The 15,022-nt window shown below is 73.7% G+C and carries 15 protein-coding genes; 7 read left to right on the top strand and 8 right to left on the bottom strand.

The genetic code is table 11. The annotated features are described in order from the left end of the window. Positions 1–4: 4 nt before the first annotated feature. The 4 genes from hutI to hutU form a co-directional block, all read right to left on the bottom strand. Positions 5–1,180, bottom strand: coding sequence for an imidazolonepropionase (gene hutI / locus ACQF4J_RS27050; protein ID WP_427166957.1), 1,176 nt, complete (start codon positions 1,178–1,180; stop codon positions 5–7). A 20-nt stretch (positions 1,181–1,200) separates the two neighbouring features. After that, positions 1,201–2,544, bottom strand: a complete 1,344-nt coding sequence (locus ACQF4J_RS27045; RefSeq protein ID WP_427168623.1) for a formimidoylglutamate deiminase — start codon at positions 2,542–2,544, stop codon at positions 1,201–1,203. Beyond that, entirely contained in the window at positions 2,535–3,737 is a 1,203-nt protein-coding gene (locus ACQF4J_RS27040; RefSeq protein WP_351565539.1) for an allantoate amidohydrolase, read from the bottom strand. Before ACQF4J_RS27040 ends, ACQF4J_RS27045 begins: the two co-directional genes overlap by 10 nt. Before the next feature lie 65 nt (positions 3,738–3,802). Beyond that, on the bottom strand, positions 3,803–5,467 hold the full coding sequence (gene hutU, locus ACQF4J_RS27035) for a urocanate hydratase (RefSeq protein ID WP_351565354.1): 1,665 nt from the start codon (positions 5,465–5,467) through the stop codon (positions 3,803–3,805). Between the two features lie 144 nt (positions 5,468–5,611). On the opposite strand from hutU, the gene ACQF4J_RS27030 reads away from it, so the two are divergent. From ACQF4J_RS27030 to ACQF4J_RS27010, 5 genes are all read left to right on the top strand, one after another. Further along, a complete protein-coding gene (locus tag ACQF4J_RS27030; RefSeq protein ID WP_351565351.1) occupies positions 5,612–7,015 on the top strand; it encodes a diaminopimelate decarboxylase in 1,404 nt (467 codons plus the stop codon). Positions 7,016–7,184: 169 nt separating this feature from the next. Next, complete coding sequence (locus tag ACQF4J_RS27025) at positions 7,185–7,592, top strand: hypothetical protein (protein WP_351565348.1); 408 nt, start codon at positions 7,185–7,187, stop codon at positions 7,590–7,592. Continuing rightward, positions 7,589–8,575, top strand: a complete 987-nt coding sequence (locus ACQF4J_RS27020; protein WP_427166956.1) for a transcriptional regulator — start codon at positions 7,589–7,591, stop codon at positions 8,573–8,575. Before ACQF4J_RS27025 ends, ACQF4J_RS27020 begins: the two co-directional genes overlap by 4 nt. A 22-nt stretch (positions 8,576–8,597) precedes the next feature. Then, a complete protein-coding gene (locus tag ACQF4J_RS27015) occupies positions 8,598–9,107 on the top strand; it encodes a roadblock/LC7 domain-containing protein (protein WP_351565342.1) in 510 nt (169 codons plus the stop codon). Positions 9,108–9,129: 22 nt separating this feature from the next. Further along, positions 9,130–9,504, top strand: a complete 375-nt coding sequence (locus ACQF4J_RS27010) for a hypothetical protein (protein ID WP_142152387.1) — start codon at positions 9,130–9,132, stop codon at positions 9,502–9,504. A 13-nt stretch (positions 9,505–9,517) separates the two neighbouring features. Here ACQF4J_RS27010 and ACQF4J_RS27005 read toward each other — a convergent pair whose 3' ends face one another. The 3 genes from ACQF4J_RS27005 to ACQF4J_RS26995 form a co-directional block, all read right to left on the bottom strand. Next, complete coding sequence (locus ACQF4J_RS27005; RefSeq protein WP_351565339.1) at positions 9,518–10,111, bottom strand: hypothetical protein; 594 nt, start codon at positions 10,109–10,111, stop codon at positions 9,518–9,520. Positions 10,112–10,227: 116 nt separating this feature from the next. Next, the gene (locus ACQF4J_RS27000) at positions 10,228–11,088 is read right to left on the bottom strand and encodes a MurR/RpiR family transcriptional regulator (RefSeq protein ID WP_351565336.1); all 861 of its coding nucleotides are present in this window, start codon (positions 11,086–11,088) and stop codon (positions 10,228–10,230) included. Next, complete coding sequence (locus ACQF4J_RS26995) at positions 11,085–12,575, bottom strand: aromatic amino acid ammonia-lyase (RefSeq protein WP_427166955.1); 1,491 nt, start codon at positions 12,573–12,575, stop codon at positions 11,085–11,087. The genes ACQF4J_RS27000 and ACQF4J_RS26995 overlap by 4 nt, the downstream gene beginning before the upstream one ends. A 220-nt stretch (positions 12,576–12,795) precedes the next feature. Between ACQF4J_RS26995 and ACQF4J_RS26990 the strand changes: the two genes are divergently transcribed. Beyond that, positions 12,796–13,224 carry a hypothetical protein gene (locus ACQF4J_RS26990; protein ID WP_351565536.1) on the top strand — a complete coding sequence of 143 codons (429 nt, stop codon included), beginning with the start codon at positions 12,796–12,798 and terminating at the stop codon, positions 13,222–13,224. 2 nt (positions 13,225–13,226) lie between these two features. On the opposite strand, the gene ACQF4J_RS26985 is transcribed toward ACQF4J_RS26990, so the two are convergent. Next, positions 13,227–13,985 carry an SDR family oxidoreductase gene (locus tag ACQF4J_RS26985; RefSeq protein WP_351565330.1) on the bottom strand — a complete coding sequence of 253 codons (759 nt, stop codon included), beginning with the start codon at positions 13,983–13,985 and terminating at the stop codon, positions 13,227–13,229. A 146-nt stretch (positions 13,986–14,131) separates the two neighbouring features. On the opposite strand from ACQF4J_RS26985, the gene ACQF4J_RS26980 reads away from it, so the two are divergent. Beyond that, entirely contained in the window at positions 14,132–14,983 is an 852-nt protein-coding gene (locus ACQF4J_RS26980; protein ID WP_351565327.1) for a helix-turn-helix transcriptional regulator, read from the top strand. The last annotated feature ends 39 nt before the right edge of the window (positions 14,984–15,022 follow it).

Here is a 15,022-nt window from a genome sequence, read left to right as displayed (position 1 = left end):
CGGGTCAGACCTGGCGGACGCCCCGCCGCCACACGTCGGTGACCAGCGGCACGCCCGGGCGGTAGGCCAGGTGGACGTGGCTCGGTGCGTCGAGGGCGATCAGGTCGGCGTAGGCGCCCGGGGTGAGCCGGCCGATGTCCGTGCGGCGGAGTGCCGCCGCACCGCCCGCGGTGGCCGACCAGACCGCCTCGTCCGGGGTCATACCCATGTCCCGCACGGCGAGGGCGATGCAGAAGGGCACGGAGGACGTGAAGGACGAGCCCGGGTTGCAGTCGGTGGAGAGGGCGACGGTGACGCCCGCGTCCAGCAGACGGCGGGCGTCCGGCCACTCGGCGCGGGTGGAGAACTCGGCGCCGGGCAGGAGGGTGGCGACCGTGTCGCCGTTCGCCAGGGCGTCGACGTCCGCGTCGGTGAGGTGGGTGCAGTGGTCGGCGCTGGCCGCGTCGAGTTCGACGGCCAGCTGGACGCCGGGGCCGTAGGAGAGCTGGTTGGCGTGGATGCGCGGGTGCAGGCCCCTGGCCCTGCCCGCGGTGAGGACGGCGCGGGCCTGGTCCCCGTCGAAGGCGCCCTTCTCGCAGAAGACGTCGATCCAACGGGCGTGCGGCGCGCAGGCGTCGAGCATCTCGCCGGTGACGAGGGAGACGTAGGCGGCCGGGTCGTCGGCGTAGTCGGGCGGGACGATGTGGGCGCCGAGGTAGGTGACCTCGTCGGTGTGCGCGGCGGCGATCCGCAGGGCGCGGGCCTCGTCGGCGACGGTGAGGCCGTAGCCGGACTTGGTCTCGAACGTGGTGGTGCCCTGCCGGAGGGCCTCGGCGAGGTAGCGGGTGAGGTTGGCCTCCAGCGCCTCGTCGGTGGCCGCGCGGGTGGCGGCGACGGTGGTGCGGATGCCACCGGCGGTGTAGGAGCGCCCGGACATGCGGGCGTTGAACTCCTGGGTGCGGTCGCCCGCGAAGACCAGGTGGGAGTGGGAGTCGACGAAGCCCGGCAGAACCGCGCGGCCACCGGCGTCGAACCGGTTGTCAGTGGCGGGTGCTTTGCTTGATTCACCGGTCCACACGACGCGGTCGCCCTCGATGACGACGGCCGCGTCCTGGATCAGACCGAGAGGGGAACCGTCGCCGAGCGAGGGGGAGTTGGTGACCAGCGTGGCGATGTTGGTGATGACGGTGCTGCTGCTCATGGCGTCCTCGTGGGTGGTCGTCAGGCGCGGAGGGCTTCGATCGCCCGCGCGAGGGCTTGCGGCACATCCGGTACGAGGGTGTGCGCCCCGTCGCGTACGACGTGCCGTCCGCCCACGATCGTGTGCCGTACGTCCGCGGCCGTCGCGGCGAATACGGCCGTCTCGGCACCGAGCCTGGGCAGCGGCCCGGCCGTCCTGACCGAGTCGAGCGCGATCGTCGTCAGGTCGGCGAGGGCCCCGGCCTCGATGGTGCCCGCCTCCTCCCAGCCGAGGGCCGCGTGACCGTCGGCGGAGGCCGCGCGCAGCAGTGCCGCCGCGGTCCAGTGGCCCCGGCTGCGGGTGCGCAGCCGCTCGTTCAGCTCCATCGCGCGGGCCTCTTCGAACAGGTCGATGACGGCGTGGCTGTCGGAGCCGAGGCAGAGCGGGGACCCCGCGGCCTGCAGGGCGGGGGCGGGGCCGATGCCGTCGGCGAGGTCCCGTTCGGTGGTCGGGCACATGCAGGTGCCGGTTCCGGTGCCGCCGAGGAGGGCGATGTCCTCGTCGGTGAGGTGCGTGTTGTGGACGCCGGTGGTGCGGCGGCCGAGGACGCCGTGGTCGGCGAGCAGGCGGGTCGGGGTGCAGCCGTGGGCGGCCTGGCAGGCGTCGTTCTCGGCGGTCTGCTCGGACAGGTGCACATGGAGCGGGGCCCGCCGCTCCTCGGCCCACCGCGCCACGGTCGCCAGCTGGCCCGCGGGCACGGCCCGTACGGAGTGGACGGCCGCGCCGATCCGCGCGTGATCCCGTTCCTTGAGAACTGAACAGCGTTCGGCCCAGGCCTCGGCGGTGCCGTCGGAGAAGCGCAGCTGGTGGGTGTCGGGCGCCTCGCCGAAGCCGGAGGAGAGGTAGGCGGTGTCGAGGAGGGTGATGCGGATGCCGGCCTCGGCGGCGGCTGCGACGAGCGCCTCGCCCATGGCGTTGGGGTCGGCGTAGCGGGTGCCGCCGGGGGCGTGGTGCAGGTAGTGGAACTCGCCGACGGAGGTGATGCCGGCGAGGGCCATCTCGGCGTACACGGCGCGGGCGAGCGCGTGGTAGCTGTCCGGGGTCAGCTTGTCGGCCGTGGCGTACATGACCTCGCGCCAGGTCCAGAAGGTGCCGGAGCCGACCTGGACGGTGCCGCGCAGGGCGCGGTGGAAGGCGTGCGAGTGGGCGTTGGCGAGGCCCGGGAGGGTCAGTCCGCGCAGGATCTCGGCGCCGGGCGGCGGGCTGCCGGTGTCCGTGCGGACGGCGGTGATGCGGCCGTCCTCGATGCTCAGGGCGACGCCGGGCTCGACGTGGGTGCCGAGCCAGGCGTGCTCCAGCCAATAGGTCCGCGTGGTCACCTGCAGGCCAGTCCTTCCAGTACGTCGGCGAGGGCGAGCACCCCGGCGACGCAGTCGTCCTCGGCGGCGTGCTCGGCCGGGGAGTGCGAGACGCCCGTGGGGTTGCGCACGAACAGCATGGCGGTCGGAATGCGCCCGGAGAGGATTCCGGCGTCGTGTCCGGCACCGGTACCCAGCACCGGGACGCTGATGTCGGTGTCCTTGCCGAGGATGCGGGCGAGCTCGTCGCGCAGGGCGTGGTCGAACTCGACGACGGGCGTGAAGGACTCCCGGACGACGTCGAGGTCGACGCCGTGGGCGGCGGCGTACTCGCGGGCGGCCTTCTCGACGCCGGTGACCACGAGGTCGAGGGTGTGCTGGTCGGCGGCTCGGGAGTCGAGCCAGCCGCGTACGAGGGACGGGATGGCGTTGACGCCGTTCGGCTCGACAGCGATCTTGCCGAAGGTGGCGACGGCCCCGGCCAGTTCGGCCTCGCGCCGGGCGGCGAGCACGGTCTCGGCGTACGACAGCATCGGGTCGCGCCGGTCCACCAGGCGGGTGGTGCCGGCGTGGTTGGCCTCGCCCCGGAAGTCGAACCGCCAGCGCCCGTGCGGCCAGATGGCGCTCGCGATGCCGACCCGGTCGCCGGACAGGTCCAGCGCCCGGCCCTGCTCGACGTGCAGTTCGACGAAGGCCCCGATCCGGGCGAGCCGCTCGGGGTCGGCGCCGATGGCGTCGGGGTCGTGTCCGGCGGCCTCCATGGCCCGCGGGAGGCTGACGCCGTCGCCGTCGGTCAGCCGGTGGGCCTGCTCGACGGTGAGCTGCCCCGCGGTCAGCCGGGAGCCGACACAGGCGAGGCCGAAGCGGGCACCCTCCTCGTCGCCGAAGTTGACGAGGGCCAGGGGCCTGGTGAACTCCGCTCCCCTCCCGCGGAGTTCGTCGAGGGCGGCGAAGGAGGACACGACGCCGAGGGGCCCGTCGAAGGCACCGCCGTCGGGCACGGAGTCGAGGTGGGATCCGGTGACGACGGCGTCCCCGGCGGCGGGGTCGCCGAGCCAGGCCCACTGGTTGCCGTTCCGGTCGACCTCGTAGGCGAGCCCGCGCGACTCGGCCTGCCCCCTGAACCAGGCCCGGCACTCGGCATCGGCCCCGGTCCAGGCGAACCGGCGGTAGCCACGGGTATCGGCATGCCGCCCAACGGGAAGCAGCTCACGCCACATCTCCTGAAAGGAGGCACCGGCCCGCCCGGGCTCCGGGTGGTCGTCGTGCACGGCGGAGGTGTCCGTCACGCGTCGTCACCCTCGCGCATCGGCACCCGCACGCCCCGCTCGTCTGCGACCGACTCGGCGATGTCGTAGCCGGCGTCGACGTGGCGGATGACGCCCATGCCCGGGTCGTTCGTCAGCACCCGGCGGATCTTCTCGCCGCCCAGCTTCGTGCCGTCGGCCACCGTCACCTGCCCGGCGTGGATGGACCGCCCCATGCCCACGCCGCCGCCGTGGTGGATGGACACCCAGGAGGCGCCGGAGGCCACGTTCACCATGGCGTTCAGCAGCGGCCAGTCGGCGATCGCGTCGGAGCCGTCGAGCATGGCCTCCGTCTCGCGGTAGGGGGAGGCCACGGAGCCGCAGTCCAGATGGTCACGCCCGATGGCCAGCGGGGCCGCCAGCTCGCCGCTCGCCACCATGTCGTTGAACCGCTCGCCGGCCCTGTCCCGCTCGCCGTAGCCGAGCCAGCAGATGCGCGCGGGCAGGCCCTGGAAGTGGACCCGCTCCCCCGCCATCTTGATCCAGCGGGCGAGGGACTCGTTCTCGGGGAACAGGTCGAGGATCGCCTTGTCCGTCTTGGCGATGTCGGACGCCTCGCCCGACAGGGCGGCCCACCGGAAGGGGCCCTTGCCCTCGCAGAACAGCGGGCGGATGTAGGCGGGGACGAAGCCAGGGAAGGCGAACGCCCGCTCGTACCCGGCGAGTTGCGCCTCGCCGCGGATGGAGTTGCCGTAGTCGAAGACCTCCGCGCCGGCGTCCATGAAGCCGACCATCGCCTCGACGTGCTTCGCCATCGACTCACGGGCGCGCGTCGTGAACCCGGCCGGGTCCTTGGCCGCCGCATCGGCCATGTCGTCGAAGTCGACGCCGAGCGGCAGGTACGCCAGCGGGTCGTGGGCCGAGGTCTGGTCGGTGACGATGTCGATGGGGGCGCCCATGGCGAGCAGCTGCGGGACCAGCTCGGCGGCGTTGCCGAGGACGCCGATGGACAGCGGGCGGCGGGCGTCACGGGCCTCGGTGGCCAGCTGGAGGGCGTGGTCGAGGGAGTCGGCCTTCACGTCCAGGTAGCGGTGCTCGATGCGGCGCTCGATGGCGCGCGGGTCGCAGTCGACGCAGATGGCCACGCCGTCGTTCATGGTGACGGCGAGGGGCTGGGCGCCGCCCATGCCGCCGAGGCCGGCGGTGAGGGTGATGGTCCCGGCGAGGGTGCCGCCGAACTTCTTCGCGGCGACGGCGGCGAAGGTCTCGTAGGTGCCCTGGAGGATGCCCTGGGTGCCGATGTAGATCCAGGAGCCGGCGGTCATCTGCCCGTACATGGTCAGGCCGAGGGCCTCCAGGCGGCGGAACTCCTCCCAGTTGGCCCAGTCGCCGACGAGGTTGGAGTTGGCGATCAGTACGCGCGGGGCCCACTCGTGGGTCTGCATGACGCCGACCGGGCGGCCGGACTGGACCAGCATGGTCTCGTCCTGCTTCAGCCCCTTCAGCGTGCGCACCATGGCGTCGAAGGAGCGCCAGTCGCGGGCCGCCTTGCCCGTGCCGCCGTAGACGACGAGCTTGTCCGGGTGCTCGGCGACCTCGGGGTCGAGGTTGTTCTGCAGCATCCGCAGGGCGGCTTCCTGCTGCCATCCCAGGGCGCTCAGTTCCGTACCGCGCGGCGCTCGGACGGGGCGGGGTCCCGACATGGTCTGCCTCCTGAGTGGCTTGCTTCCCGGTGACTGTCACCGCCGCACTGTTACTACGGCTATTCACATCCTCGCCCTCTGAATAGGACTAGTCAATAGAACCGGCGGGCAGCGAGGACTCGTCCCAGATGTTTGGCTGGACGCATGGGCGCGGGTGACGACACGACGGGGGACGGTGTGGGCTACGACAACGGCGGCCGGACGGACGGCGCCGCGCGGCGCGACGACGCGGTGCGGGCGGCCGTGGAGCAGGGGCTCCTCGGACCGGACACCCCCATCCTCGGCCTTCTGGACGTCACGGGCATCCGCGAGTCGGCGGCCGAGCTGCGCGCGGCGTTCGACGCGGTGACGGCGCCCGGCACGCCCGTGCTGCACGCCTTCGCGGTGAAGGCGACCCCGCTGGTGCCTGTGCTGCGGCTGCTGCGCGAGGAGGGGCTCGGCGCCGAGGTGGCGAGCCCGGGCGAGCTGGCGCTGGCGCGGGCGGCGGGAGTGCCGCCGCGACTGACCGTCCTGGACTCGCCCGCGAAGACGCCTGCCGAACTGCGCGAGGCGCTGGCGCTGGGGATCGCCGTCAACGCCGACAACGCCCAGGAGCTGGCGCGGATCGACGGCCTGATGCGCTCGGCGCACAGCGGCTCCCCCATCGGGATCCGGGTGAACCCGCAGGTCGGCGGGGGCTCCATCGGGGCGACCTCGACGGCCACGGCGACCTCGAAGTTCGGGGTGGCGCTGCGCGACGAGGGCGCCCGGGAGTGGGTCGTGCGGGCATACCGGGAGCGGCCGTGGCTGACCCGGCTGCACGCCCACACCGGGTCGCAGGGCATCCCGCTGTCGCTGATGGCGCAGGGCGTGGCGGAGGTGTTCGCGCTCGCCGAGGAGATCAACCGGCGCCTGGGCCGTCCGCAGATCGACACGCTCGACATCGGCGGCGGACTGCCGGTGAACTTCGGCTCGGACGAGTCGACGCCGACGTACGCGCAGTACGCACGTCTGCTGAGCGAGGCGGTGCCGGGGCTGTTCGACGGGCGGTACGGGCTGGTCACCGAGTTCGGGCGGTCGCTGCTCGCCAAGCACGGGACGGTGGTGGCGCGGGTCGAGTACGCCAAGAGCGCGGGCGGGCGGCCGGTCGCGGTGACGCACGCGGGCGTGCAGGTGGCGGCGCGGACGGTGTACGTGCCGGGCTCGTGGCCCCTCAGGATCGCCGCGTACGACCCCAAGGGGCGCCCGAAGGGGGGGCCGCCGGTGGTGCAGGACGTCGCCGGGCCGGCCTGTTTCGCCGGCGACCTGCTGGCCGAGGGGCGGGCGCTGCCGCTGCTGGAGCAGGGCGACTACGCGGCGGCACTGGACACGGGCGCGTACTACTTCGCGCACCACTACGCCTACAACTCCCTCGCCCGGCCCGGGATCTACGGCTTCGCGCCGGACGGTTCTGGAGACGTGGCCTTCGCCACCGTGCGGGAGGCCCAGCGGCTCGACGAGATCGTGGCCGAGGCCGGAGGAGCGCACGCCGGCGCGCTCACCACCCTGCGCGCCCCCGACCGCCGTTGACGCACGCCGGGGCATCCGTAGTTCAACTGCCCTGAAACCGAGGCGAGCCGACCCACCTTAGTCGTCCGGAGCATGTTCCACCGGAAAATGCCATATCCCTCACCCGTCGCGCACACGTTGCGTAGTTTCGGCGTCACTCAGCCGAACCCCAGGCGGGAGGGGAGCCACGGTGCCCGGAATCGACGAGTGTCTGCTGGAAGCCATGCGACTGCCCGGTGCCCGGGGCGCCGCGCTGATCGACTGGACCAGCGGGCTGGCCCTGGGCAGCGTCGGGGAGGCTCCGGGCGGCGACCAGGAGACCGCGGCGGCGGAGGCCGCCGAGATCGCCCGGCTGGCCGCCGAGCAGCACGCGTTCGCGCCGGACGACGATGCCGGGTCCGTACCGGCGGCGGACGCCGACCCGCCGGTCGAGGACCTCATCGTCAGCAACCGGGACAGCTACCACGTGCTGCGGTTCGTGGGGGCGACGTTCGACGGCAGCGTCTTCCTGCACCTGTGGCTGGCCCGCGCCGAGGGCAATCTGGCGATGGCCCGCATCCGGCTGGGCGAGATGGCCGAACGGCTGGTGCTGGCATGACCGCCGTCCACACCACCGAGCCGCCGCGCCTGCCGGTGCGCCAGAAGGTCGCCGCCGCCGAGCGCGGCTGGGGCGGCGTCTCGCCGATGCTGACCCGGCTGGCCGCCGAGCGGGCCACGGGCGTCCTGTTCCGCGAGCACGGCACGCTCCACCTCGCCGACGGCCTGGTGGTGCACGCCGAGAGTCCGTGCGCGCCCGGCCTGGAGACGCTCCTGACGGCACACGGCACGCTTGCCGTGGACGTCTGGCGGCAGGCGCTCGGCGAGACGGACGACGACCACCAGGCCGGCCACCTCGCCGGTCTGCGCCTGGTCGACGCCGGCCTGCTGACCCTCGGCGCCTTCGAGCTGTGCCGGCTGACGGCGCTGTACGACGCCGCGTACTTCGTCCTCGCCCCCAGCTCCACCCCGGGCCGCTTCCGCTACGGCACCGCCCACGCCCCCGGGCACCGGGCCGTCGTGCGCCGCGTCCCCGTGGCCGCCCTGGAACGCGAGACGCTGCGCCGCCGCGACCTGCTGCACCGCATCTGGCCGGACGCGGTCACCGACGAGGCCCCACTGGCCAGCACGGACCTGCCCGCGGCGCCCGTGCTCACCCGCCGCCAGCGCGCCGTGCTGGCGCAGGCGGACGGCGTCCGTACGGCGCCGGACATCGCCCGCGCCCTGGGCCACCTGGCGTTCCACACGCTGGTCGACGTGCGTCGGCTGGCGGCGGCGGGGGTGCTCGCCCCGCTTCGCCCGGCCGCCCCCGAGCCGCCGGGCCCGGCGGGCGCCGGGTGGGCGGCCCCGGAGCAGGCACAGCCGCCGGACCCCGGGCAACCGCCGCCCCTGCCGAGCCGCGGCCGTCCGCCGTACGGCACGGCAGGCCCGGGGCCGGCCCATCCCGCACCCGGTCACGGGATGCCCGGCCTCACCGAACCGCTGCCGCCCGATCCCCACATCACCTTGCTGAAGAGGCTCAGAGATGCGCTGGAGGCCCTTTGACCGGTTCGAGAGGAGGCCCCGGATGGCCGCCGACCCCCATGTCCTCGACGAGTTGCGCCGGCTGAGGGCCCGTGTCCCCCAGCTCACCGGCGCCCTCGCCACGGGGGCGGACGGCGACGTCCTCGCCCAGGACACCCCCGGAGTCGACCCGCAGGACACGGCGGCGCTCAGCGCGACCGCGCACGCCGCCGCCGTGCGGCTGGCGGACGCGACGGGCCAGGGCGAGGTCCGCGAGCTGCTGGTGCACGGCGTGTACGGCTACGTCGCGACGTTCGCGGCGGGCACCGCCTCCGCCACGGCCGTACTGACCCTGCTCGCCCAGGAGCGGGTGAACGTCGGTCGGCTCCTGCTGGAGGGACGCCGGGCGGCCGCCCGGATCGCCGAACTCCTCGACGAGCACGCCCCCGCCGCCCAGCGCACCCGACAGACCAAGCCCGCCAAACCACCGGCCAAGACGGCCGCCGTACGGACCAGAACCCCGCGCGCGCCACGCACCACGACCACCAACGCGCGCACCACCACGGAAAGTTGAAAGGGAACCGAGGAACACACTCATGGCCAACACCGAAACCTGTCTCAAGGAAGCCCTCGCCTCGATCGAGGGCGCGACCGGCGTCGCGCTCGTCGACTACACCAGCGGCATGGCGCTCGGCACGATGGGGGGCAGCAAGGGCTTCGACCTGAACGTCGCCGCCGCCGGCAACACCGACGTCGTCCGCGCCAAGATGCGCACCATGGAGCACCTCGGACTCAAGGCCCAGATCGAGGACATCCTGATCACCCTGTCCGACCAGTACCACCTGATCCGCCTGATCAGCGGAAGGGGCGGCAACGGCCTCTTCCTCTACCTGGTGCTCGACGGCAAGCGGGCCAACCTGGCGATGGCCCGCCACCAGCTGAAGAGGATCGAGGAGGACCTGGAGGTCTAGCGGGCGCCTCGGTTCAGACGAGTGCCGCGGTGCGGCGCCGCGCCCCGCCCGGGGCCGCGTCGCCCGCCGCGATACCCGTGCTGCGGTAGGCCTTGACCGTCTTGCCGGCCGGGCGGCCGCCGTTCGCGGAGAGCCAGTCGACCCGGACCCACAGCAGGGCGTCCTCGGCCCGTTCGCGCCGCCCCAGCCAGGCGGCCTTGAGCCGCAGCCCCGTGCCGGCACCGGCGAGGAGCATCCCGCCCGCGGCCGGCACGGCGAAGGAGGCGCCCAGCGCGGCCAGGAACGCGAGCAGCAGCCACCAGCGGTGCCCGCGCCGCCAGTTGCGCACGCTCACGGCACGGTCCTGGAGCACGTCGTGCCGGCCCGCGCGGGCGGCCGAGCGGGCGAGGGCCGTATAGCGCCCGCGGCGGCCGTACGACACCACGGCCGTGGCGACGAGGAACAGCGCGGCCCCCGCCATCACCCCGATCCGGCGTCCGGTCACCCCCGGCACCAGCACTCCGACACCCGCCGCGAACACACCGGCCCACCACAGCGGCGCGGCCCCGGCGCGTACGACGACGGCCACCCGGGCCAGACCCTGAGCTCTGCGATCTGCGCGTGCCACGTTCCGCCTCCTCGTCGTCCTGGCACAGTCCTGTGGGCCGGGAGCGTAGCGAGCGAAGGTGAGACGAGTCTGAAAAAACACGCGCCCCGCGCACGGGTTCGAAACGGCGCGCCCGCCTACTCGACGAACAGTCCCCGTGCCGCCGCCCGCGCGTCGAACTCCTCCAGCCGGGCCTGCGCGTCCGGCAGGTCGTCGCACATGGCCTCCAGCAGCACCCGGCCCAGCAGCATGGGCGCGCAGGCGGTGTCGAAGGCGAGGCCGGTCCCCACGGCGGCCGGCAGCAGCAGGTCGGACACCCTGGCGACGGGCGCGAAGGCGGAGTCGGCGACGGTGACGACGCTCAGCCCGGCCTCCTTCGCAAAGGAGAGCGTGTCCACGACCTCGCGGGGGTGCCGGGGCAGCGCGAAGCACAGCAGGGCGCTCGCCCCGGCACGCACGGCGGCCTCGATACGGTCCTGGATCATCGTGCCGCCCTCGTTCAGCAGCCGTACGTCCGGATGGACCTTGGCGGCGAAGTAGGCGAAGCCGTAGGCCTGGGAGGCGGCGGCGCGCAGACCGAGGACGGGCAGCGGGCGGGAGGCGGCGAGCAGGCGCCCCGCCCTGCGCACGGGGCGCGGGTCGGCGAGCAGTTCGGCCAGGTGGCGCAGGTTCTCGATCTCGGCCTCGACGGCCTGCTGGTAGGCGTTGTGCGAGGCGGCCTCGGCGGCCTGTTCCGCCGGCGCGACCTCGCGCAGATGCCGGCGCAGCGCCGGGTAGCCGTCGAAGCCGAGGGCCACGGCGAAGCGGGTCACGGACGGCTGGCTGACCCCGGCCAGTTCGGCCAGCTCCACGCTGGACAGGAAGGGCACGTCGGCGGCCCGGCGCACCATGCTGTGCGCGATGCGCCGCTGGGTCGGCGTCAGCCGGTGCCCCTCGAAGAGCGCCTGCAGGCGCCCCGCAGGACTGTCCATCACGCTCATGTCCCCTTCCAGGCTCATGACTCGCTCCCCCTCCAGATGCCGGGGAACCGGTCCAGCAGTGCGGCCGCCGCCGTCACGTCGTCCGTGAGCGGCCGGTCGGCCTGGTCCCGTGCCAGTACGGATTCGGCGAGCCGAAGCGCACGTCCCACCGGAAGTTCCGGGTCGGGTCTGAAGTCGCGCTGACGCAACGCCCTTACGGCGGCGACGAGTTCGCAGCCGACGACGAGACGGTACGCGCGACAGGCGCGCAGTGTCTGGCGTGCGGCGAGCGAGGCGAAACTGGCCTGTTCCTCGACGCCCCGGGAGAGTACAGCGTGGCCGAGGGAGGCGGGGGCGGAGAAGGCACGCAGGTCGCCGAGGGCGGCACCGGCGGCGTACTCCAGGATCATCACGCCGGAGGCGGCCGGCTCGTGGTCGGCGAGGAAGGGCCGCAGGCGGGTGAAGGCGGGTTCGTTGAGGGTGGAAAGGCGGGAGGTCGACAGCCGCGCCACCTGCATCAGCGAGAGCCTGAAGTGGTCCAGGGCGAGGGCGAGCTGGGCCTGGTAGAAGCCGCCGTGGTGGTAGGCGGCCATGTCCTCGGGCGAGATCAGCGGGTTCTCGGCGGCCGCGTTGATCTCCACGTCCAGCACCTTCTCCAGCGCGTCGGCCGCGTCGTGCGCCGGGCCGTGGATCTGGGGCAGGCAGCGGAAGCCGTACGGGTCCTGGATACGGCCCAGGGGCGGGGTGGGCCGGTCGGCGGCGCCGATCAGCCACCGCATGCGCCGGGCCACCTCGGTGCTGCCGCGGTGCGGGCGGGCCGCGTGCACGGGGGCGGCGTAGGCCTCGTGGGAGCCGTCCACGGCCAGCAGCGACAGCGCGGCGACCACCTGCGTGGCCTCCACCAGGGCACGCAGTTCGTGCAGGGCCAGCGCGGACTGGCCGAGGGTGAGGGCGTTGCTGCTGATGAAGGCCAACGCGTCGTTGTTGTCGAGGGGCTGGGCCGCGGGGGCGTCGAAGCCGCCCCGGGCGGGCCGCCAAGGATGCTCCCCGGCCAGCGCCAGCCCCACCTGGGCCAGGGCGGCGATGTCCCCCGTGCCGACCGACCCGAACTCGTTGACGACCGGATACGCCCCGTTCGCCAGCGCCTCGCACAGGGCCGTCACCACCGTGGGCCGCAGCCCCGCCCCGCCGGCCAGCAGCTGGTTGGCGCGCACGGCGAGCATCGCCCGGACCTGCCGGGCCGGCAGCTCGTCCCCGATGGCGCCCGCGTGGCTGCGCAGCAGCCGCAGCCCGTGCCCGGCGGCCGCCTCGGTGGGAACGGGCTCGTTGCGGTTGGCGCCGACGCCGGTGGAGCGGCCGTAGACGCGTCCCGTCGCGGCGATCCGGCGGGCCGCGTCCCAGGACTCGGTGACCCGCTTCATGGCGTCGGTCCCGGGCACCGGACGCGCGGCGCCGTCGGCGAGGCGGACGACGTCCTCGACGCCGAGTCCGATCCCGTCCAGGACGACCAGGCCGGTGTGCGTCACGCCCCACTCCCCTCACCCGGACACGCCATATTCAGATTCTAGGAATCCTGCATGGCCCTATGCAGGCACAGCGTTCCCGATCAGAGGTCCCCCTCGCAAGATCGACGGGACCGTCGCGCCCGGCGAACCCCAGTCCGGACAGGGGGGCTATCCCCAGTGCGGCGGGCGCCGCGGCTGCCTACCGTGGGTTTCCATGACAGGCATGGGGACGGAGACGGTGATGGACGCGCGGGACGCGGAGCTCAAGAAGGAACTCAACGCCACCCTGCAGGCACGCCGGGAACTGGGCGAGGAGTACGAGTCCGCACTGGTCGACTCGTTCCTGGAGAAGGTCGACCAGCGCATCGACGGGGCGGTCGAGCGGCGGGTGCGCCGGCAGATGGCCGAGCAGCAGATGGTGGTGGCCCGGGGCGCCCGCGCGCCGAAGCCGACGGACTCCTGGGGGGAGCGCTTCGGCTTCGGCATCGTCTCGCTGGTCCTGGCGATCCCGCTGTCCGCGATCGGCGGCGGCATCGCCCACCTGCCCGGCCTGTTCGTCTCCTGGGCGGGCATCGTCGGCGTCAACGCCTTCCAGGCGGTGCGCGCCAACCCGAACCTGTTCGGCGGGCGGCGCCGGCGGGACAAGGACGCCGATCGCTGGGAGGACTGACCTCACGCCTGCCGGGTCGGCAGCACCATGATCTGCCGCAGGTTGACGTGCCGGGGCCGGCTGCCGACGTACGCCACGACGTCGGCGACGTCCTGCGAGGACAGGGCGCCCATCGTGTCCACCATCCCGTCGATGAACTCCCGCTGTGCGTCGTCGATGTGCGAGGCGAGCTCGGTCGCCGTCAGTCCCGGCTCGATGTTGGTGACCCGGACGTCGCGCGGCCCGAACTCGGCGCGCAGGGTGGCGGAGAGGTGGGTCAGCGCGGCCTTCGTCGCCCCGTACACGGCGTAGGTCGGGAACGTGAGGTGCGCGCCGACCGACGAGATGTTCACCAGGTCCGCGGCGCGCCCCGCCGCGGCGGCGGCGAGCAGGTCGCCGGTGAAGGCGCGGATCATCCGCAGCACCCCGGTGACGTTCGTGTCGATCATCCGACGCCACTCGTCGATGCGCCCGTCGTCCACGGGGTTGGGCAGCATCACGCCGGCCGCGTTCACGACCAGGTCGACGGCTCCGTACTCCGCGTGGATCCGCTCCACGGCCGCGTCCACCGAGCCGTCGTCGGTCACGTCGGCGGCGACGGCGAGGGCCTGCCCGCCGTCCGCCCGGATCTTCTCCACCACGGCGTCCAGCCGCTCCCGGCGCCGGGCCAGCAGCGCGACCCGCGCGCCCTGCGCGGCCAGCACCACGGCGACGGCCTCGCCGATCCCGCTCGCGGCCCCGGTGACGACGGCGGTACGGCCGGCCAGGTTCTCGTACGACATGAAGCACTCCCTGAGCGATCGGGCCGCCGGCGTGCCCGGCGGCGACCACCACCGTGCGCCGTCGGGCCGGTCCTACCCAGGGATGCGTTTTTCCTGGGTCTGCCAGAACCAGGCTGGAATCCCGCCTCTCCCCTAGGCTCGAACCCATGAACGGGGACCTCGGAGACTTCCTGCGCTCGCGCCGTGCTCGCCTGCAGCCCGAGGAGGTGGGGCTGACCTCGTACGGCCGGCGCCGCGTGCCGGGTCTGCGCCGCGAGGAGGTGGCACAGCTCGCCGGAGTGAGCGTCGACTACTACATCCGGCTGGAGCAGGGGCGCGGGCCCGGGGCCCCCTCCCGGACGAAGTCCGGGGGAGTTTCGGACGCGGTGCTGGACGCCATCTCGCGCGTGCTGCGGCTGGACGAGGAGGAGCACGCGTATCTGTACGAGGTGGCCCGGCCGCAGAAGAAGCGCGAGCGCCGGGCCGCGTCCCGGGTCCGCCCCGGCATCCGGGCGCTGCTCGACGGCATGGGGCACACCCCGGCGTTCGTCCTCGGGCCCGCCATGGACGTGCTGGCGTGGAACGCGCTCGCCGACGCGCTGAGCGGCTTCAGCGGCATGACGGCGGCCGGGCGCAGCATGCCCCGGCAGGTGTTCCTGGACCCGGTGAGCCGCGAGCTGTACCCGGAGTGGTCCGCGGTGGCCGCCCAGACCGTCGCCAACCTGCGGATCTGCGCGGGCCGGTACCCCGACGACCCCGAACTGTGCGCGCTGGTCGGGGAACTCTCCGTCAAGAGCGAGGACTTCCGCCGCCTGTGGGCCGACCACCAGGTCAAGGAGTGCGCGTACGGCGTGAAGCGGATGCGGCACCCGGTGGCGGGCCTGCTGGTCCTGCCGTACGAGACCCTGACGATTCCCACCGACCCGGACCAGACGCTGGTCGTCTACACGCCCGAGCCGGGTTCGGAGACGGCGGAGAGGCTGGCGCTGCTGGGCAGTTGGGCGAGCGCACGCGCGTAGAAAGAAGATGCGCGGGGACCGCCGCACCCCCGTTGCCGG

Origin of the sequence: Streptomyces sp. C1-1 (assembly GCF_050214755.1) — a bacterium.
Taxonomy (GTDB): Bacteria; Actinomycetota; Actinomycetes; order Streptomycetales; family Streptomycetaceae; genus Streptomyces.
This window is presented reverse-complemented; position numbering and strand designations above follow the sequence as displayed.

What these genes read in the sequence shown, in the direction of transcription:
- hutI (WP_427166957.1), bottom strand. Translation starts at nt 1,180, where the DNA reads ATGAGCAGCAGCACCGTCATCACCAACATCGCCACGCTGGTCACCAAC.
- ACQF4J_RS27010 (WP_142152387.1), top strand. Translation starts at nt 9,130, where the DNA reads ATGGCCAACACCGAAACCTGTCTCAAGGAAGCCCTCGCCTCGATCGAG.
- ACQF4J_RS26980 (WP_351565327.1), top strand. Translation starts at nt 14,132, where the DNA reads ATGAACGGGGACCTCGGAGACTTCCTGCGCTCGCGCCGTGCTCGCCTG.
- ACQF4J_RS27030 (WP_351565351.1), top strand. Translation starts at nt 5,612, where the DNA reads ATGGGCGCGGGTGACGACACGACGGGGGACGGTGTGGGCTACGACAAC.
- ACQF4J_RS26985 (WP_351565330.1), bottom strand. Translation starts at nt 13,985, where the DNA reads ATGTCGTACGAGAACCTGGCCGGCCGTACCGCCGTCGTCACCGGGGCC.
- ACQF4J_RS27015 (WP_351565342.1), top strand. Translation starts at nt 8,598, where the DNA reads ATGGCCGCCGACCCCCATGTCCTCGACGAGTTGCGCCGGCTGAGGGCC.
- ACQF4J_RS26990 (WP_351565536.1), top strand. Translation starts at nt 12,796, where the DNA reads ATGGACGCGCGGGACGCGGAGCTCAAGAAGGAACTCAACGCCACCCTG.
- ACQF4J_RS27020 (WP_427166956.1), top strand. Translation starts at nt 7,589, where the DNA reads ATGACCGCCGTCCACACCACCGAGCCGCCGCGCCTGCCGGTGCGCCAG.
- ACQF4J_RS27040 (WP_351565539.1), bottom strand. Translation starts at nt 3,737, where the DNA reads ATGTGGCGTGAGCTGCTTCCCGTTGGGCGGCATGCCGATACCCGTGGC.
- ACQF4J_RS27000 (WP_351565336.1), bottom strand. Translation starts at nt 11,088, where the DNA reads ATGAGCCTGGAAGGGGACATGAGCGTGATGGACAGTCCTGCGGGGCGC.
- hutU (WP_351565354.1), bottom strand. Translation starts at nt 5,467, where the DNA reads ATGTCGGGACCCCGCCCCGTCCGAGCGCCGCGCGGTACGGAACTGAGC.